Origin of the sequence: Lampropedia cohaerens, assembly GCF_001005215.1 — a bacterium.
In the GTDB taxonomy this organism is placed as follows: Bacteria; Pseudomonadota; Gammaproteobacteria; order Burkholderiales; family Burkholderiaceae_C; genus Lampropedia; species Lampropedia cohaerens.
Window position 1 is genome coordinate 139,587 of sequence record NZ_LBNQ01000041.1, and the last position, 15,532, is coordinate 155,118.

Consider the following 15,532-nt stretch of genomic DNA (forward strand, 5'->3'; position numbering starts at 1 on the left):
CCATCGGCGCAATGCCGGGACTCCGTGCTGCAATCGCGGCGCAAGGATGGCCGCTGCCGCGGCAGGCCTATTCTGCCCGGTAGCAGGCTTCCGGCAAGCCTGTCACGCCAGGCACCACGGCAAATACGGCACCAGCGAGAGCCTCCTGCCCGCCGGGCGGCTGGGCTGGCCGGATGGAGGTGATCACCAGCGTGTCCAGCCGGGGGCCGGCAAACGCACACATGGCGGGCTTGTCCACCGGCACACTGACGCTGCGGTCGAGCCGGCCATCCGGGGTGAAGCGGTAGACCACGCCAGCATCGTTGCCGCAGATCCAGTAGCAGCCATCGGCATCCACGGCAGCGCCATCGGGCCGTCCTGGCATGGGCTGCATATCGATGAACAGGCGCTGGTTGTGCAGGCTGCCATCGGCCGCCACATCAAAGGCCCAGACCTTCTGCACCGAAGGGTGGGAGTCGGACAGGTACAGCGTCTGCCCGTCCGGGCTGAAGGCCGTGCCATTGGGGGTAACCAGGCCCTGCCAGACCTGGCGTGTCTGGCCCGCGGTGGTGACCAGCAGTTGGCCCGCCGGTGCGGCCAGTCCCATGTTCATGACCATGGTGGTGGACCAGAAGCGCCCCTGGCGGTCCACCCGTCCGTCATTGCAGCGCATCTGCGCCTGCGCATGCGTGCAGGTATGAATCACTGCTTGCAGCGTCGCGGGCGCGTTGTCGGTCTCCGGCAGGGCCAGATGTGCAATCTGGGTGACCATGCCTGCTACCAGTCCGCCGTGTGCGTGCAGGCCAATGCAGCCCACCTTCTCAGGCGTGGTCCAGGTGCGCACGGTCTGGCTGTTCCAGTCCAGCCGGTGCACGCGGCTGGCGTCGATGTCAGTCCAGTACAAGCAGTTGCCGACCGGATCCCAGACAGGGCTTTCGCCGACGGTGTCGTGGGTGTGCACCAGCAGTTCGGCGTGCAGTGTGGCGTGGCGCATGCGGCTCTCCGTACGCAGAGTTACTCGAACGGGCCGGCGCGCACGAACGCGCCGCCCTGGGCATAGCTGGCGGGATCCTGCGGATCCAGGGGGACTTGCTGCGCCATCACTTCCTCTCGGAAGGGCTCGGAGCAGTCCTGCGCGACATAGCCCAGGTGCGCGGCGTGGCGGTTGTCCCACCACTTGACGGTGTTGGCGGAGACGCCATAGATGACGGTATGCCCGACCACCGGGGCCAGCAATGCCCTGGCCACCAGTCGCTCCAGGTCGTCGTAGCTCAGCCAGGTCGCCAGCATGCGTGCGTCGCGCGGCACGGGGAATGACGACCCAATGCGAATGCTGACGGTCTCGACGCCGTAACGGTCGTAATAGAACTGTGCGAGGTTCTCGCCAAAGGCCTTGCTGACGCCGTATAGCCCGTCCGGGCGGGGCGGCGCTTTCGTGTCGATCACCTCATCCTGGCGGTAAAAACCGGTGACATGGTTCGAGCTGGCGAATACCACCCTGCGCACGCCCTGCCGACGCACGGCTTCGTAGAGGTTGTATACCCCCACGATGTTGGCCTGCAAGATCTCGTCGAATGGCCGCTCCACGGAAATACCGCCAAGGTGGATGACGGCATCCACGCCTTCAAGCAGGGCAAGCATGGCCTGACTGTCTTCCAAGCGGGTCTGAAAAAGCTCCTCATGGGGGCCGCTGGCCGGTGCCAGATCAGCAATGTCACTCAGGCGCACATGGCGCGCGTATTTGGCCAGGCGCGGTCGCAGTTGCTGGCCCAAGCCGCCAGCCGCCCCAGTGAGAAGCAGCCGCCCGAATGTTGCATGTGATTTGTTGTGCGCCATTGGTGTCTCCATCCAGTCATTGCGTTAGATATATTATGACTAATTATTTTTAATGATGCCATCATATATCATGGACCGAGTTGAGAGCCGCTTTGCGGGCGTGCACTGCCTGCCATGCGAAAAGCCCGCGCATGGCGCGGGCTCGGGATTGTTGTAGCGACGGCGATTAGGCCGCGGTGGGCATGGCGTTGCAGAAGTCAATGAGGTTCTCGATGTCGTTGGACTTGTCGAAGACCGCAGCAACACCCAGTTGGCTGCCCTGCTCACGAATTTCTTCCGTGATGTAGTTACTCAATATGACGGCATGCTGCCCATCGGACGGCGGCGGCATCTTCGCCAACACGCCCAGTCCGCTGCCGCTCTTGAGGAAGATGTCGACGATGAGCAGGGTCCATTCCGACGGGTTGGCTCTGAGCCACTCCAGCGCTTCTGCTTCGGAAGCGGCATGGCCTACTACATACACCGGCGTCAGTTCTTCCAGGGTGGCAGTCAGATTCTCGCGAATGGTGGCGCGATCCTCAATGAGAAAGGCTGGGATGCGATCCATGGCTTACTTCCGCGAAAGAGGGGACGCAATGCAGAAGGCGCAAAGCATTCTGGCGGGCTGTACCCGGTCTGAAGGGGTGTCGAGACAAACAGGCATAAGGCAACTCGGCATTGCAACGCAAGGGCAATAGCCAACCTCTGCACGGAGCGTGCATGGGCAGGCAGTGTCTTTACATGGCGAAGATAAAACGACGCAAGAATGCGTTAAAGCGCGTTAAAGCGCGTTGGACGCGTGAATTGTTAACAATTGTCGGTATCTTTCCACGCGTGTACGTCTGCGGCTGTAGGAAAGCCGCGCAACTTGCTGCTGGCTGTGGTGCCGTCAGGTCACAACAGATCGAGCCGTTGTCCGCTGCCGACGCGAAAGCGCCTGCCCGTGCCCTCCAGACGGGGAACTGGAAGGCGCGGGCAGGCCCAGCGGACATCAGCGATGTTATGGCGCGACAGGTATCGCGGCAGCATCGGCTGCTAGCGTTTCATCGCCCTTGGCGGCCTGCACCGGCTGGCCTTTGAGCTGGTTCAGTGCCTGCTGCAGTTGGAAGTCCTCCGGGGAACCGAACTGCGGCGGACGTTGCGGTGCCTTGTCATCGTGAGCTTTGGCCTCGTTCTGCAGGCGTTCAAGCGCCTGCTCACGTGCGCGCTCGCGCCGGGCGGCCTGCTCGGGCGTGTCCTGCGCCGGATCGTCGCCCAGGTGCTGGAGCAGGTCGGCCTCACGCATGCGCAGCGCGGCGTAGGGGCTGCCCTCGGGCGTGTCGTCGAGCAGCACGTCCGGCTCAATGCCCTTGGCCTGGATGGACCGGCCGCTTGGCGTGTAGTAGAGCGCCGTGGTCAGCTTGATGCCGGTATCCGGCCCGAGCGGGCGCACGGTCTGCACCGAGCCCTTGCCGAACGTCTGGCGGCCCATGATGATGGCGCGGTCGTGGTCCTGCAGGGCGCCTGCGACGATTTCGCTGGCAGAAGCCGACCCTTCATTGACCAGCACGACCAGTGGCACGGTCTTGATCGCTTCGGGCAGGCGCTGGAGTGGGTCGCCGCCCAAGAAGCGCCGCGACATGTAATGCTGCGGGTTGGTGGTGAATACGGCCTTGCTCTCCGGCAACTGGCCATCGGTGGTCACGACCACCACGTCACGTGGCAGGAAAGCTGCGGAAATGGCGACTGCCGCGTCCATCAGACCGCCCGGGTCGTTGCGCAGATCCAGCACCAGCCCCTTGAGCTGCGGCTCCTTGGTGTAGATGTCCACCATCTTGGCGACGAAGTCCTCCACCGTGCGGTCCTGGAACTGCGACAGGCGTATCCAGGCATAGCCCGGCTCGACGATGGCGGCCTTGACCGACTGCGTCTTGATTTCCTCGCGCTTGATGTCAACCGTGAACGTGCGGTCCTCGTCGCGGCGGAAGATGGTCAGCTTGACATGGGTGTCGGGCTCGCCGCGCATGCGCTTGACCGCATCGGTCAGTGTCAGGCCTTTGACCGGGGTGGAGTCGATTTGGGTGATCAGGTCGTTGGTTTTCAGACCCGCACGGTCGGCCGGCGAGCCCTCGATCGGCGAGACGATGCGGATCAGGCCGTCCTCTTGCGTGATCTCGATGCCTACGCCGACGAAGCGGCCGCTCGTGCCTTCGCGGAATTCCTTGAAGCTTTCCTCATCGAAGTACTGGGAATGAGGGTCCAGCCCGGAGACCATGCCGCTGATGGCATCGGAAATGAGCTTCTTGTCATCGACCGGCTCGACATAGTCAGACTTGATCAGCCCGTAGACGGCTGCAAACTGCTGCAGCTCCTGCAGCGGCAGTGGCGATACCGTGCTGCGAGCCACGGTTTGCACCGAGATCGTGGCCAGTGCGCCGGTCAGTATGCCTGCACCGACCCAGGTGGCTGCTTGAATTGTGCGTCCCATGGAATCAGGGTCCTTTTTCTCAAAAAAGAATGCGCCAGAGCTGGCAGAGGCAGCCGCCACACTGCCCAGAGCGGGCGGATTGCCGCTCAGGCCTGCAGATAGTAGCTGCGAATGGGCTTGAGCGCCTCATCCAGCTCATAAACCAGCGGGTTGCCGTTGGGGATATTCAGGCCGACGATGTCCTGGTCGGATACGCCATCCAGGTATTTCACCAATGCGCGCAGCGAGTTGCCATGTGCGGCGATGACGAGCTGCCTGCCGGCGCGGATGTCGGGCGCAATCTGCGATTCCCAGTAAGGCAGCACGCGCGCCACCGTATCCTTGAGGCATTCGGTGGCCGGAAATTGCTCGGGAGCGAGCGACGCGTAGCGGCGATCCGTGCGCTCGTTGACCGCATCGGCAGGATCCTGCGCGGGAGGCGGAGTGTCGTAGCTGCGGCGCCAGATCAATACCTGATCGTCTCCGTACTGCTGTGCCGTTTCGGCTTTGTTGAGGCCCTGCAGCGCGCCATAGTGACGCTCGTTGAGGCGCCAGGATTTCTCCACCGGCAGCCAGGTGCAATCCATCTCGTCGAGGCAATGCCAGAGCGTGTGGATGGCGCGCTTGAGCACGCTGGTGTAGGCCTTGTCGAACGTGAACCCCGCTTCCTTGAGGCGACGGCCTGCGCTGCGCGCTTGCGCGATGCCTGTCTCCGTCAGGCCGACATCGACCCAGCCGGTAAACCGGTTTTCCAGGTTCCAGGTGGACTCGCCGTGGCGAATCAGTACGAGCTTGTGCATGGTGTTGGAAGTTGGTTGGCAAGACTGCATGTGCAGCAGTCCTCAGAGCGGGCGGACGAAAAAAGGTTTCAGGCGCAGGCACATGCCATGCGCCAAGCGCTAAACCCCGGCGATTTTAACGGTGCGTGCCCACGCGTTCGCAGCTGGCGGGGCCGCCGACTTAAAATGCCGGCTTTTGCCGGTAGCCTTGCTGCCATTTTCCTGTTCTCTTGACGATGCGAGCGCCAACGTGAGTTTTTTCCTGGATAACTGGTATCTGTTTTTATTGGCGGGCGTCTCGGGCGCATTGCTGTTCGTTCCATCGCTGATGCGCGCTGGCGCCAGTGGCCTGACTCCTGCTCAGGCGGTGCAAAAGATCAATAGCGAAAAGGCCATCGTCGTCGATGTGCGCACCGCCGAGGAGTATGCGGCCGGGCATATCAAGGGCGCCAGGCACGTGCTGCCCGAGCAGCTTGACAAGCAGATCGGGGCCGTAGCCAAGAACAAGGCCGCGCCCCTGCTGTTCGTGTGTGCAAGCGGCACGCGGGCAGCGCGCGCTGCCGCCGCGGCCAAGAAGCTTGGCTACGAGAACGTCTACGTCGTCACCGGCGGCATGAAGGCCTGGAAGGATGCAAGCCTGCCGGTTACCGCCGGTGCCAAGCCCGCCTGAGTGGATGGTGCCCGAACTGTTGGCCCTTGCCGTGAGGAGATGCCATGCAAGCCGTGAAGATGTACACCACCGCCTACTGCCCTTACTGCGTGCGCGCCAAGCAATTGCTCAAGGCGCGCGGCGTGACGGAAATCGAGGAAATCCGCATCGATGCGGACCTGGCAGCGCGCGAGCGCATGATGCAGTCCACCGGTCGCCGTACGGTGCCGCAGATCTACATTGGTGATACGCACGTGGGGGGCTTTGATGATCTGGCCGCATTGGACGCCGCAGGCAGACTGCAGCCACTGCTGCAAGGCCAGATGTCCGTGTGACCTGTGCAGTGGGTCGGGCGGCTCGGAAATCCTCTGGCCTGACGGCACGGTAAAGTCTGCATAATAGGCCGCTGGTGCCGCACGGCGCTATTTTCCAGGCTCGGCGCTCGCGCATTGGCAGGCGATGGCGGTGGCGGGCTTTCCCGAACGATCCTGACAACAGAAAGTTTTTTGAGCATGGCTGACCAAGCAACTTCCAATGGCAATTCCGGCGCGAACTCGGCAGCAAACCCTGCCCCGGTGTTCCAGATCCAGCGCGTGTATCTCAAGGATTTGTCGCTGGAGCAACCCAACTCTCCGGCCATCCTGCTGGAGCAGAAGCAGCCCAATGTGGACATCCAGCTGGCCGTGGCCGCCAACAACGTCGCCGACGGCATTTTCGAGGTGACCGTGACCGGCACCGTCACCACCAAGGTGGAGGACAAGACGCTGTTTCTGGTCGAGGCCAAGCAGGCCGGCATTTTCGAGATTCGCAACATTGCGCAGGAACAGCTGGGCGCTGTCATCGGCGTGGCGTGTCCGCAAATCATCTATCCCTATCTGCGCGGCAATATTGCCGACATCATCAACCGCGCAGGCTTTCCACCCGTGCATCTGGCCGAGATCAACTTCCAGGCCATGTACGATCAGCAGCAGGCACAGCAGGCCGCCCAGCAGGTTGCAGGCGGCGCGCAGACGGTGCAGTGATGCGCATTGGCTGCCGAACCGTGCCGCCAATGCCTCCACGCGCAAGGGCCTTCGGGCCCTTTGTTGCGCGGTGTGCGGCGTTGATGGTTGCTGCTGCCATGGCCATTGCGCAGGAGGGGATGCTGTGACTGTGGAGGGCTTGCGTATCGCGGTGCTGGGCGCTGGCGCATGGGGCACTGCCGTGGCAATCGCGGCGGCGCGTGGCGCGACCGAGCCGGTGCGGCTGTGGCTGCGCGATGCCGAGCAGGCGCGCGCCATGGCGGCCACCCGGGTGAATCAGCGCTATCTGCCGCAGGTGCGCCTGCCGGAACAGGTTGAGGTGGTTAGTGGTGCAATCGCCGATGCGGTCGCGCAGGCGGATTTGGTCGTACTGGGCACGCCGCTGGCAGCCTTGCGCCAGAGCTTGCAGATGTTGTGCGCAGCCGGGCAGCCCGCCGCGCACGTGCCCGTCGTCTGGCTGTGCAAAGGGGTAGAGCCAACGGGTGAGGCAGGGGCGGTCGGCCGACTGCCGCACGAAGTCTACGCGGATGTTGGCGGCCCGTGGCCTTGCGGTGTGCTCAGCGGCCCTAGCTTTGCGCTGGAGGTGGCGCAAGGACGGCCGACGGCGCTGGTGGCAGCCTCGCGTGACGCGCAGGTGCGGCGCCTGCTGGTGCAGGCCTTTCATGGGTCGGTGCTGCGGGTGTATGAGAACGACGATGTGACAGGAGTCGAAGTCGGCGGTGCGGTCAAGAACGTGTTGGCGCTGGCCACAGGCATCTGTGACGGGCTGGAACTGGGTCTCAATGCCCGTGCTGCGCTGATTACGCGTGGCCTGGCGGAAATGACGCGCCTGGGGCTGGCGCTGGGAGGGCGCGCCGAGACGTTCATGGGTCTGTCGGGCGTGGGCGATCTGGTGCTGACGGCAACGGGAGGACTGTCGCGCAATCGCAGGGTTGGGCTGTTGTTGGCGGAGGGGCGCTCCATGCCGGAAATCCTGGCCTCGCTCGGTCACGTCGCCGAGGGAGTGCATTGCGCGCGTGCGGTGGTTCAGCGCGCCGCAGGCCTTGGCGTCCACATGCCTATCAGTGAGGCGGTGGTTCGTCTGCTGGATGGGCAGGTCGATGCCCATGCGCTGGTGCAAGGCCTGCTGGGCCGTGATCCGACTGTGGAGTGAGGGACATGCCTGAAACCCTCGTGCTGTGGCAGTTTGCGGGCGTGGCGTTGGTGCTGGCCGTCACGCCAGGGCCGGACAATTTGTTCGTGTTGCTACAGTCGGCCCAGCATGGTCCGCGTGCGGGACTCGCCGTCGTTCTCGGGCTCTGTATTGGTGTGCTGGGACATACCTGCGCCGTGGCGCTGGGCCTGGCGGCCCTGGTGGCTGCATCGGCTGCTGCCTTCGCCTTCCTGAAGATCGCTGGCGCGCTCTATCTGCTATGGCTGGCGTGGCAAGCGTGGCGTGCGCCGGTCGCAGTGGCGGGTGCCGCATCCGACCAGCAGTCAGGCCAATGCGCCGTTGGGCGACCCTGGTATGTCATGACCGGGCGCGGCGTTTTCATGAATCTCAGCAACCCCAAGGTACTGATGTTCTTTCTGGCGTTTCTGCCGCAGTTTGCCGATCCGGCCATCGGGTCAGTCGCATCGCAGGTGATGGTATTCGGTGCTGTATTTGCCGTGGTGACGCTGGCCGTATTCGGTGCCATTGCCTGTTTTTCGGGGTGGTTCGCCCGGCTGCTGCGGCAGTCCATTCGGGCGCAGCGCGTGCTCAACCGCACCGCGAGCATGGTGTTTGTCGTACTGGCTGCGCGTTTGCTGACCCTGCACAGAAGCAGTGGATGAAAAGGGGGAGTGCAGGTGGCGGCGTTACGCCCCTGTTGCCCCGCATCGGCATTGAATGGGTAAAATCGCTGGCTTTAGCAGCATTGTGCGGTGCAGCGTGAACACGTTCTGGGCGCCGCCGCCTTCCGCCAACCATGTCCAGTGCCACGCCATCATCCCAGCAGGTTTTCATACTCGGTAAAACCAAGGATGGCAAGACGTTTCGCCCCAGTGACTGGTCCGAGCGCCTGGCTGGCGTCATGAGCACCTTTCGTCCGCCTGGCATGCAGCCTGGCAACCACCTGATCTATTCCCCGTGGTGCGTGCCGACCGTGGTTGATGGGGTCAAGTGCGTGGTTGTGCATACTGCGCTGCGCGAGCACGAGCCCATGGCATGGGACTTCGTCATGAACTTTGCCAGGGACAACAACCTGCAGATGCTGGATGCCTGTCTGTTGCCGGATCGTCCTTCGCAGTAGCTGTGCAGGTGTTGCGGGAACGCGCCGTGAACGCGCTCGGGCTGAAGGGAAATTCGCTTGCGGCTGACTCGTCTACAATTGCGGGTTTTGCATTACCCAACTCGGAGCCGTTATGGGCAACAAAATCATCACTGAAGCAGATCGCAAGGCTACGCCGCGTCCCGTGGCGCCCAAGGGCTATCACATTCCCAAGGACGGAGGCGGTCAGCGCGTCAGCCTGGAACGCGGTGTGCATACCCGCAGCAAGAAGAACCCGGGCAAGCGCGCGCACAGCGGCGGCTCCTGACCGCAGTGGTTTGCGCAGTACCGCGTTCGAGACAGGCCCGCTTCCCCGGGCCTGTGTTCTTTGGTGGCACGGATTGCGGTGCAAATAAAACGGGCGCTGGTGCCAAGCACGCAGCAGGTATCGCTGAATCAGTAATGCCCCAAGTACGGCGTGCCTGAAAGGTTTTGCGGGTGCGGCTGCATGCGGCGCGTGAGAGGATTGTGAACTGGCCCTGGTAAACAGGTCCCAAGGAAGTTGGCACGCTATGACGGTATCTCAAACAGTGTTCATCGGCGGCGGCAACATGGCCCGAGCCATTGTCGGCGGCTTGCTGGCAGCTGACCAGACGGCGTCTTCGCTGCTCATTGTCGAGCCGCAGGCGCCGACGCGTGAAGCGCTGGTCAAGGACTTGGGCGTGACGGCCCTGGAGCGCCTGAGCGTGCCTGTGCCGGCTGACGCTTGCGTCGTCTGGGCGGTCAAGCCACAGGTGCTGGGCACGGTCATGCGCGAGTTGGCGCCGCAGTTGCAGGGGTGTCTGCATGTGAGCATCGCCGCAGGCGTTCCTGTTGCGTCGATGCAGCAATGGCTGGGTACTGCGCGCATCGTGCGGGCCATGCCCAACACCCCGGCACTGGTCGGGAAAGGGATCACCGGTCTGTATGCCGGCGCGGCAGTGGCGGCTGCCGATCGCGCCGCTGCGCAGCACATTGCCGAGGCGGTAGGGTTGGTTGAGTGGGTGGCGCGTGAGGAGTTGCTCAACGCGGTCACGGCGGTGTCGGGCTCGGGCCCGGCCTATGTGTTCTACCTGCTTGAGGCGATGCGGCAGGCCGGCACCGATCTGGGGTTGTCGCCCGATCAGGCGTACCGGCTCGCGGTTGCAACGGTGGACGGTGCTGCCGCGCTGGCCGCAGCGTCCGCGGATGGACCTGAGGTGCTGCGCCAGCGCGTCACCTCCAAGGGGGGAACGACGTTTGCCGCCATCACCAGGCTTGATGAGCGTCAGGTGCGGGCGCATTTCATCGAAGCGATGCGGGCATGCCATGATCGCGCCGTGGAAATGGCCCGGGAACTGGGCTGAAGTGCGGTCGCGGCGGCAGATCCGAGACACGTCCCGGCAGTCTGATGGCGTGCAGCGAATTGGCCGATTTTCTGTCGGAGCTCCTGAAAAGCTGGTATAGTCTCGCGCTTCGCAGCGATTGCGCGGTTGGGCGGTTAGCTCAGTGGTAGAGCACTGCCTTCACACGGCAGGGGTCACAGGTTCGAACCCTGTACCGCCCACCAACCGAATCAAGGGGTTACGTCTGGTGCGTAACCCCTTTTGTTTTGTGCGCTACGCGGCGACGGCTAGTGTCAGTGCCTGTTCCGCACGTTTTGCGATGGCCAGTACGGCATCATCGCGTCCTTGACAGTGCCATAGCATCAGCCCGACAGGCGGCTCCTCTTTGGTGTGGCAAGGGATGCTGATCGCCGGGCCGTCGAGCAAGTTGATGGCGCTGGTGTTGCGCAGCACCAGCGCATTGGCGCGGCTGAATGCGTCATCGCGCTCGGCACCGGGTGCGATGCTAGCGTAGGGGGGCGCGGTGATGGCGACAGTGGGGCTGAGGATGGCGTCAAACCCCTGCAGTTGCGTGGCCATGGTCTGTTGCCACTGGCGGCGCAGCGCCTGCAGCTGCAGATAGGCGGTGGCTGTCATCGTGGCCCCCGCGGCAATGCGCTGGCGCACGCGTGGGTCATAAGCGTCGCCATGCTGCTGCAGCAATGGCGCGTGCCATGCATGGCTTTCCGCCGCTGGCAGCGTGCCCAGGCGGGCCATCTCCCGCAGGGTGTCCATGGCAGGAAGCTGCAGGCGCTGCACGCGCGCGCCTGTAGCCTGCAGCACATCGACGCTGCGTTCGAAGGCGTTGCGCGTGGTCGTGTCGCAGTCATCGAGAAAGAAGTTGTCGATCACTGCCAGCTGCCATGCCTCAAGCGGCGCAGGCGTGCGCGTGACGGTGCGCGCTGCCAGGACTTCATGGACGCGGATGGCGGCTTCCACGTTGCGCGTGATGGCGCAGGCGACGTCCAGGGAGGGTGACAGCGGCAGCATGCCATCGCGGGGAACCAGTGCTTGCGTACTCTTGAATCCAACCAGGCCATTGAAAGCGGCTGGGATGCGGATGGAGCCGCCGGTGTCCGAGCCCAGCGCCGCATCGGCAATACCCAGTGCCACCGACAGAGCGGCGCCGGAGGAGGAGCCGCCGCAGACCCGTTGCTCGGGCAGGGCGCGAAAGCATTGGCCAGGTGCTGCGTGCCAGGCATCCACTGCGAACAGCGGTGGAAAGTGTGGATTGATACCGATGCCGGAAAAGGCGAACTCCACCATGTGCGTGCGGCCCATGTTGTGGGCGCCGGCCTGCAGCAGGCGCTGCACGGCCGTGGCGTTGCGGAGTGCGGGTGGTTGGCTTTCCAGGATGCGTGAGCCGGCGGTGGTGACTTGCCCGGCAACGTCGAACAAATCCTTGATGCTGACCAGCCACCCGGAAAGGGGTGGCGGTGCGGCGGGGCGCTCCTGCGGCAAACGCAGCGCCGCAGGCGGCTGCAGGTTGCAGGTGCGCATGGCGGCGCGGCCCTGTTCGCAGGTGCAGGCGGCCAGGGCGCGTGCATGGCGCGCCTGCAGATCGTCACGGCTTGGGAGGGTAGAGCGGGGCATGGGGGTGTCGTGGGCTTGTGCTAGAATGGTCGGGTTTTGCCAGTGCGGCCTGCGCTTTTGTTGCGCCCACATTAGGCAAGGCAAATAGCAGGCAGGTTCATCCTGGGTGCTGCTGACAGGGCGCTATGCGGGAGCGATGCTTTGCAATTTCTCCGGCGAGCGGCTTGCGGGCGGTGACGGAACCTGTCTTGGAAAAAACCTTTGGAGTTTAATTATGTCCACCATCACCATGCGTGAAATGCTGGAAGCCGGTGTCCACTTCGGTCACCAGACGCGCTTCTGGAACCCCAAGATGGCCCCGTACATTTTTGGCCATCGCAACAAGATCCACATCATCAACCTGGAAGCGACACTGCCGAAGTTCCAGGAAGCGCAGAAATACGCGCGCCAGCTGGCAGCCAATGGCGGCACCATCCTGTTTGTCGGCACCAAGCGCCAGTCGCGCGAGTTCGTGGCGCAGGAAGCCAAGCGCGCCGGCATGCCCTACGTGGATCAACGCTGGCTTGGTGGCATGCTGACCAACTTCAAGACACTCAAGACTTCGGTCAAGCGCCTCAAGGACATGAAGGCCCAGCAGGAAGCCGGCCTGGAATCCCTGAGCAAGAAGGAGCAGCTGCTGTTCGGTCGCGAGATCGAGAAGCTCGAGCGCGACATCGGCGGCATCCAGGACATGGCCGGACTGCCGGATGCGATTTTCGTGATCGATGTGGGCTACCACAAGATCACCGTCTCCGAGGCGCACAAGCTGGGCATCCCGCTCATTGGCGTGGTTGACACCAACCACAACCCCGAAGGCATCGACTACGTGATTCCCGGCAACGACGACTCGGCCAAGGCCGTGGCGCTGTATGCCCGCGGCATCGCCGATGCCATCATCGAAGGCCGCAACAACGCCGTCGACAACGTCGCCAAGCTGGTGGCTGCCGATGAAGGCGATGAGTTCGTGGAAGTGCAGGAAGAGACTGCCGAGTAAACTCTCGGGCAGGCAAGTCCCTCCCAGACTCTGAGGCTGCGCTTCGCGCCGTGCGGATGCGCAGCAAAAAAAGGGGCCTCCAGCAGACGCCCCTTTTTTCGTAGCGGCGCCTGGTGTGGCCGCCAAGGCAACCGAACAACCCCTCATCCCCCAACGTACTGAACGTACCAACGATTGGAGATCAACATGGCTGCAGTGACAGCAAGCATGGTGGCAGCACTTCGTGCGAAAACCGATGCCCCGATGATGGAAGCAAAGAAGGCCCTGGTCGAGGCCGATGGCGACATGGCCAAGGCCGAGGAGCTGCTGCGCATCAAACTCGGCACTAAGGCCGGCAAGGCGGCCTCGCGCGTGACGGCCGAAGGCGTGATTGCCGTCGCCGTTGAAGACGGCGTGGGTGCCATGGTGGAAGTCAACTGCGAGACGGACTTCGTCAGCAAGAACGACAGCTTCCTGCAGTTTGCCAATGCCGCAGCCCAGCTGGTGGCCAAGCACAACCCGGCCGATGTCGATGCCCTGGGTGCGCTGCCATACAGCCAGGACGGCTTTGGCCCGACGCTCGAGGACGTGCGCAAGGGGTTGGTCGGCAAGATCGGCGAGAACATGACGCTGCGCCGTTTCGCCCGCTTTGCCGAAGGCAAGCAGCTGACGCACTACCTGCATGGCACGCGCATTGGCGTCGTGGTCACGTTCGATGGTGACGAAAGTGCGGCGCGCGATGTGGCCATGCACGTGGCGGCGATGAAGCCGGTGGCGCTGTCCAGCGCCGACGTGCCTGCCGAGCTGATCGAGAAGGAGCGTACCGTCGCCAAGGGCAAGGCCGAGGAAGCGGGCAAGCCTGCGGAGATTGCCGCCAAGATGGTCGAAGGCGCAGTGGCCAAGTACCTTAAGGAGGTGTCGCTGCTCGATCAGCCGTTCGTCAAGAACGACAAGCAGAGCGTGGCGCAGATGCTCAAGGAAAAGAACACCACTGTGCACGGCTTTACGCTGTTCGTGGTGGGCGAGGGCATCGAGAAGAAGGCCGACGATTTCGCGGCCGAGGTGGCCGCGCAAATGGCAGCTGCGAAGAGCTGATCGAGCCGCTTGCCGGATAATTGGCCTGGGCGCCGCACTTCCCCGCAGGGGCAAGCCCTGGCAGGAGGGTGCGGCGTTTTGTCATGGGTGCCAGTTGGCGCGACAATGCGCGCCACGCCCGGTGCCTGCTGCACGAATTCCAAGAACGATCCTCCTTTTCTCATCCAGCCATGACTGCAAACCCAACTCCGGCTCCGGCCTATCGGCGCATCTTGCTCAAGCTCTCCGGTGAGGCCCTGATGGGCGATGATGCCTTTGGCATCAACCGCGAAACCATCGAGCGCATGGTGGACGAAATCGTCGCCATCACCGAGATGGGGGTGGAACTGGCCATCGTCATTGGTGGCGGCAACATCTTCCGGGGGGTGGCTGGCGGCGCCGCGGGCATGGACCGCGCCACGGCCGACTACATGGGTATGCTGGCAACGGTCATGAACGCACTGGCACTGGCCGAGGCCATTGGCCGCAAGGACGTGCCCGCGCGCGTGATGTCGGCTATTTCGGTGGATCAGGTGGCCGAGCCCTACGTGCGTCCCAAGGCACTGCAGTATCTGGAGGAAGGCAAGGTGGTGGTCTTTGCAGCCGGCACCGGCAATCCGTTTTTCACCACCGACACCGCCGCTGCCCTGCGCGGCGCCGAGATCGGCGCGCAGATCGTGCTCAAGGCCACCAAGGTCGATGGCGTGTACTCGGCGGATCCCGTCAAGGATCCGCAGGCCACGCGCTACAGCCGGTTGAGCTTCGATGAGGCCATGGTCAAGAACCTGGGCATCATGGATGCCACGGCCTTTGCGCTGTGCCGCGACCAAAAGCTGCCGATCAAGGTGTTTTCCATCGTCAAGCCGGGCGCACTGCAGCGTGTGGTGCGCGGCGAGGACGAGGGAACGCTGGTGTACGCCTGACAAGTCGGGCGCGGACGCGCCCGACCTTTCCCGTCGAACTTTTGCAGGAGAGATTTCATGTCCATTGCCGACATTCGCAAGACCATGCAGAGCAAGATGGAGCAATCCATCCTCGCGTTCAAGAACAACCTGTCCAAGATCCGCACCGGCCGCGCCAATCCCGCGCTGCTCGATACCGTGCAGGTCGAGTACTACGGCCAGCACGTGCCCATCAGCCAGGTCGCCAACGTGTCGCTGCTGGATGCGCGCACGATCAGCGTGCAGCCCTGGGAGCGCGACATGGGCGCCAAGATCGAGAAGGCCATCCGCGAGAGCGATCTGGGCCTGAATCCGGCCAACATGGGTGATCTGATTCGCGTGCCCATGCCGCCGATGAGCGAGGAGCGCCGCCGCGAGATGACCAAGCTCGTGCGCAGCGAAGGCGAGAACGCCAAGATCGCCGTGCGCAACCTGCGCCGCGATGCCAACGATGCCATCAAGAAGCTGGTCAAGGACAAGGAAGCCTCCGAAGATGACCAGAAGCGGGCCGAGGCCGAAGTGCAGAAGATCACCGACAAGTTCATCGCCGAGATCGATGCACTGGTGGAAGCCAAGGAAAAGGATGTCATGGCAGTCTGAGCCGGCGGCGCTGCCCCGGCAGGCCGGCTACGCGGCCTGCCAGCTGGT

18 protein-coding genes and 1 tRNA gene are annotated in these 15,532 nt (G+C 63.5%); 13 read left to right on the forward strand and 6 right to left on the reverse strand.

Annotated elements, in window-relative coordinates:
- Positions 1-67: 67 nt before the first annotated feature.
- The 5 genes from AAV94_RS14030 to gpmA form a co-directional block, all read right to left on the reverse strand.
- Complete coding sequence (locus AAV94_RS14030) at positions 68-973, reverse strand: SMP-30/gluconolactonase/LRE family protein (RefSeq protein WP_197408076.1); 906 nt, start codon at positions 971-973, stop codon at positions 68-70.
- Between the two features lie 20 nt (positions 974-993).
- Positions 994-1,815, reverse strand: coding sequence for an NAD-dependent epimerase/dehydratase family protein (locus tag AAV94_RS14035; RefSeq protein WP_046742821.1), 822 nt, complete (start codon positions 1,813-1,815; stop codon positions 994-996).
- 166 nt (positions 1,816-1,981) lie between these two features.
- Entirely contained in the window at positions 1,982-2,362 is a 381-nt protein-coding gene (locus AAV94_RS14040; protein WP_046742822.1) for a response regulator, read from the reverse strand.
- Positions 2,363-2,794: 432 nt separating this feature from the next.
- The gene (locus AAV94_RS14045) at positions 2,795-4,261 is read right to left on the reverse strand and encodes a S41 family peptidase (protein WP_046742886.1); all 1,467 of its coding nucleotides are present in this window, start codon (positions 4,259-4,261) and stop codon (positions 2,795-2,797) included.
- An 86-nt stretch (positions 4,262-4,347) separates the two neighbouring features.
- The gene (gpmA, locus tag AAV94_RS14050; RefSeq protein WP_046742823.1) at positions 4,348-5,040 is read right to left on the reverse strand and encodes a 2,3-diphosphoglycerate-dependent phosphoglycerate mutase; all 693 of its coding nucleotides are present in this window, start codon (positions 5,038-5,040) and stop codon (positions 4,348-4,350) included.
- 229 nt (positions 5,041-5,269) lie between these two features.
- Between gpmA and AAV94_RS14055 the strand changes: the two genes are divergently transcribed.
- The 9 genes from AAV94_RS14055 (at position 5,270) to AAV94_RS14090 (ending at position 10,509) form a co-directional block, all read left to right on the forward strand.
- On the forward strand, positions 5,270-5,689 hold the full coding sequence (locus AAV94_RS14055) for a rhodanese-like domain-containing protein (protein WP_046742824.1): 420 nt from the start codon (positions 5,270-5,272) through the stop codon (positions 5,687-5,689).
- A 44-nt stretch (positions 5,690-5,733) separates the two neighbouring features.
- Positions 5,734-6,003 (forward strand): glutaredoxin 3, encoded by a 270-nt coding sequence (gene grxC, locus AAV94_RS14060; protein WP_046742825.1) that lies wholly within the window; start codon positions 5,734-5,736, stop codon positions 6,001-6,003.
- 177 nt (positions 6,004-6,180) lie between these two features.
- Positions 6,181-6,690, forward strand: coding sequence for a protein-export chaperone SecB (gene secB / locus AAV94_RS14065; RefSeq protein ID WP_046742826.1), 510 nt, complete (start codon positions 6,181-6,183; stop codon positions 6,688-6,690).
- 139 nt (positions 6,691-6,829) lie between these two features.
- On the forward strand, positions 6,830-7,843 hold the full coding sequence (locus AAV94_RS14070; protein WP_046742887.1) for an NAD(P)H-dependent glycerol-3-phosphate dehydrogenase: 1,014 nt from the start codon (positions 6,830-6,832) through the stop codon (positions 7,841-7,843).
- Between the two features lie 5 nt (positions 7,844-7,848).
- Positions 7,849-8,505, forward strand: coding sequence for a LysE family translocator (locus tag AAV94_RS14075; RefSeq protein ID WP_046742827.1), 657 nt, complete (start codon positions 7,849-7,851; stop codon positions 8,503-8,505).
- A gap of 134 nt (positions 8,506-8,639) precedes the next feature.
- Positions 8,640-8,963, forward strand: a complete 324-nt coding sequence (locus AAV94_RS14080; protein ID WP_046742828.1) for a DUF3579 domain-containing protein — start codon at positions 8,640-8,642, stop codon at positions 8,961-8,963.
- Between the two features lie 112 nt (positions 8,964-9,075).
- Entirely contained in the window at positions 9,076-9,249 is a 174-nt protein-coding gene (locus AAV94_RS15115; protein ID WP_197408077.1) for a hypothetical protein, read from the forward strand.
- A 244-nt stretch (positions 9,250-9,493) separates the two neighbouring features.
- Positions 9,494-10,306 carry a pyrroline-5-carboxylate reductase gene (gene proC / locus AAV94_RS14085; RefSeq protein WP_046742829.1) on the forward strand — a complete coding sequence of 271 codons (813 nt, stop codon included), beginning with the start codon at positions 9,494-9,496 and terminating at the stop codon, positions 10,304-10,306.
- A gap of 128 nt (positions 10,307-10,434) precedes the next feature.
- Positions 10,435-10,509: transfer RNA gene (locus tag AAV94_RS14090), tRNA-Val, on the forward strand.
- 49 nt (positions 10,510-10,558) lie between these two features.
- Here AAV94_RS14090 and AAV94_RS14095 read toward each other — a convergent pair.
- Entirely contained in the window at positions 10,559-11,917 is a 1,359-nt protein-coding gene (locus tag AAV94_RS14095) for an amidase (RefSeq protein WP_046742888.1), read from the reverse strand.
- Between the two features lie 214 nt (positions 11,918-12,131).
- Between AAV94_RS14095 and rpsB the strand changes: the two genes are divergently transcribed.
- From rpsB to frr, 4 genes are all read left to right on the forward strand, one after another.
- Complete coding sequence (gene rpsB, locus AAV94_RS14100) at positions 12,132-12,890, forward strand: 30S ribosomal protein S2 (RefSeq protein ID WP_046742830.1); 759 nt, start codon at positions 12,132-12,134, stop codon at positions 12,888-12,890.
- Positions 12,891-13,076: 186 nt separating this feature from the next.
- A complete protein-coding gene (tsf, locus tag AAV94_RS14105; protein ID WP_046742889.1) occupies positions 13,077-13,964 on the forward strand; it encodes a translation elongation factor Ts in 888 nt (295 codons plus the stop codon).
- Between the two features lie 170 nt (positions 13,965-14,134).
- Positions 14,135-14,866: a UMP kinase gene (gene pyrH, locus AAV94_RS14110; RefSeq protein ID WP_046742831.1), complete on the forward strand. Its 732-nt coding sequence runs from the start codon at positions 14,135-14,137 to the stop codon at positions 14,864-14,866.
- Between the two features lie 57 nt (positions 14,867-14,923).
- A complete protein-coding gene (gene frr / locus AAV94_RS14115) occupies positions 14,924-15,484 on the forward strand; it encodes a ribosome recycling factor (RefSeq protein ID WP_046742832.1) in 561 nt (186 codons plus the stop codon).
- Positions 15,485-15,532: the final 48 nt, after the last annotated feature.